Here is a 3,075-nt window from a genome sequence, read left to right as displayed (position 1 = left end):
CTTTGTCCGGAATGACCTTGAAGAGATAATAGGTGATAAAGATGGTCAAAGCTCCCAGACCAATTTTGACCGGTAAAAGAGGGGCAAAATAAATAGAAATCCCCATCAAGATATAGATAGATACGATGATTTTTTTCTTACGTTCACGCGCAATAGACTTTGTTTCTCGAAAATCAGCTACATATGCTTGATAGAGCTTGGTATGATAAAGCCAATCTTCGAAGCGCTTGGAACTTCTGGAGAAACAAGCAATAGACAACAAAAGGAAAGGCGTTGTCGGCAACAAGGGTAAGACAACCCCAACAATAGCCAAGGCTAGTGATAAAAAACCAATAATTAGATAGATAATACGCATAACTACTCCTAGTTAATACTCTTCGAAAATCTCTTCAAACCGCGTCAACGTCGCCTTGACGTAGGTATGGTTCCTGACTTCGTCAGTCTTATCTGCAACCTCAAAGCAGTGCTTTGAGCAACCTGCGGTTAGTTTCCTAGTTTGCTCTTTGATTTTCATTGAGTATAAAATAATCTTCTTCTAGTTTCGCATACAATAATGAATTTTGTCAAGTTCCAACCAAAAAGAGCCTGAAATTAACTTTCAGGACTCTCCTCTTATTTAATCTTTTCCTCTTCGTAGTCGCCATTACTACATACAACCTGCTTGCCACCACCACGGACTTTTTTCTCCATGAGGAAGTTGCCACATTTTGGACAGTCACGACCAACAGGCTTGTCCCAAGATGTAAATTCACAGTCTGGATAGCGATTGCAACCATAGAAAAGGCGATTGCGTTTGGTTTTTCGCTCAATGATTTGTCCCTGATGACAACTTGGACACTCTACACCAATCTCTTTCACGATTGCTTGGGTATGACGGCAATCTGGGAAATTGCTACAAGCGTAGAACTTACCAAAACGACCAAGTTTAATGACCATTGGACTGCCACACACTTCACAATCAAATCCAGCTGGTTCATCCTTGATTTGGATTTTCTCCATTTCTTCTTCAGCCTTAGCGACTTCTTTAGAGAATGGTTTGTAAAAGGCATCAATGACCCGTTGCCACTGCTCTTTTCCGACCTCGACATCATCCAGTTTACCTTCCATTTCAGCTGTGAAGGTCACGTTTACGATATCTGGGAAATATTCAACGATGAGCTTGTTAACAATTTCTCCCAACTCTGTCGGTTCAAAACGTTTGGCTGCAAGGCGAACATAATAACGTTTCTGAATAGTTTCAATGGTCGGTGCGTAGGTTGACGGACGTCCAACCCCATTTTCCTCCAAGGTCTTGATCAGTGTCGCTTCAGAATAGCGAGCAGGCGGTTGAGTGAAATGTTGCTCTGGTTTGCTATTGACCTGTTTGACCACATCTCCAACAGCCATATCTGGTAACATCTTATTCTTATCAGAATCATTATAAATGGCAAGATAACCATCAAACTTAACCTGACTACCATTGGCAGCAAATTGAACCCCATTTTGAGACAATTTAACAGCCATGGTATCAAAGACAGCAGCTGTCATCTGGCTCGCCACAAAACGATTCCAGATAAGAGTATAAAGCTTGAGCTGATCCTTGTCCAGATACTTAGCAATACTTTCAGGTGTATTAAAGACACTAGACGGACGAATAGCTTCGTGGGCATCCTGAGCTCCAGAAGCATTTTTGACCTTGCTACCATGCTTAGAATACTTGCTACCAAAACGGTCTGTAATGAAACTTGCAGCTTCATTTTGCGCTACTGGACTGATACGAGTCGAATCGGTACGCATATAGGTAATCAAACCTTGAACACCAGAACCGATATTGATCCCTTCATAGAGCTGTTGGGCAACCATCATGGTTTTTCGAGTACGGAAGTTAATTTTATTGGCAGCATCCATCTGCATAGATGAAGTGGTATAAGGCAAAGGAGCATTGCGTTTGCGCTCTTTCTTATCTACCTGATCTACTGAAAAGTCTTTACTAGTCAGACGAGATAAGACTTCCTTGACTTCGTCATTACTAGTCAGTTTCAGCTTTTTACCATCCACTCCATAGAAGGAAGCCTGAAATTGCTTGGTTCCCTTTTTAAAGACAGCATCAATTGTCCAGTATTCTTCTGGCTGAAAGGCATTGATTTCATTCTCACGGTCAATGATTAACTTAAGCGCAATAGACTGAACGCGACCTGCTGACAAGCCCTTCTTGACCTTTTTCCACAAAATAGGCGAAATCGAATAGCCTACCAAGCGGTCTAGGACACGACGAGCCTGTTGGGCATCGACCAAGTTCATATCAATCTTGCGAGGTTCTTTAAAAGCATTTTTGACCGCATCCTTGGTGATCTCATTGAAGACCACACGGTTGGCATCATTTTCATCCAAATTGAGAATATGGGCCAAATGCCAAGAAATCGCTTCTCCTTCACGGTCCGGGTCACTCGCCAGAAAGACTTTATTAGCTTTTTTAGCTTCTTTTTTCAAGTCATTGATAAGAGGACCTTTTCCTCGGATATTGATATATTGCGGTTCATAATCATTTTCAATATCGACGGACATACTGGATTTCTTCAAATCACGGATATGCCCGACACTGGCTAGAACCTTGTAGTTTCTGCCTAGATATTTTTCAATCGTCTTGGCCTTAGCAGGCGACTCCACGATTACTAGATTTTTTTTAACTGTTGATTTTTTCTTTTTTGTTGCCGTAGCCACAGTATCACACCTTTTCAAAGTAATAAACTTTATAAAGTGTAAACCATTTTTTGAACCCTGTCAAGACTTAGCTACTATAATAGAAGAAAAGTTTTATGCTTAAGACCTCAGTCTCCCTTTGATATACATAGAAGACTCACGAGAAAAACCAGCTATTCTAAAGAAATTATTGTTCCTCAGACTCTGTATCAAATTTCTTGGCTTTTTCCTTTTCTTTTGCTTCCTTATCCTTGATATACTGGAAGAAATATTCTACCAGTTCTTCCTTGCTAAGTTGTTCCGAATCAGACAATTGGGAAACTTGAACAGAAACATCACTTAAACCATAGTCCCCCCTCTTACTGGAAATCATATCAAGCTCTTCTTCTGTCAAAT

3 protein-coding genes and 1 pseudogene are annotated in these 3,075 nt (G+C 40.7%); all 4 read right to left on the bottom strand.

Translation table 11 applies throughout. The features are described 5' to 3' along the window. Nucleotides 1-355: YbaN family protein (locus tag SMIDD26_RS03375; protein WP_061438924.1), on the bottom strand; the 355-nt coding region annotated here is incomplete at its 3' end. A 12-nt stretch (nt 356-367) separates the two neighbouring features. Continuing rightward, a complete protein-coding gene (locus SMIDD26_RS12175; protein ID WP_000693520.1) occupies nt 368-514 on the bottom strand; it encodes a hypothetical protein in 147 nt (48 codons plus the stop codon). A gap of 98 nt (nt 515-612) precedes the next feature. Then, nucleotides 613-2,700, bottom strand: a complete 2,088-nt coding sequence (gene topA, locus SMIDD26_RS03365; RefSeq protein ID WP_061438922.1) for a type I DNA topoisomerase — start codon at nt 2,698-2,700, stop codon at nt 613-615. A gap of 166 nt (nt 2,701-2,866) precedes the next feature. Further along, nucleotides 2,867-3,075: pseudogene (locus SMIDD26_RS03360) on the bottom strand (TIGR00341 family protein); the annotation flags it as partial.

It is taken from the genome of Streptococcus mitis, assembly GCF_001579035.1.
Lineage (GTDB): Bacteria > Bacillota > Bacilli > Lactobacillales > Streptococcaceae > Streptococcus > Streptococcus mitis_J.
Note: the sequence above shows the minus strand (reverse complement) of the source record. Positions and strands in the feature narration are given on the sequence as shown.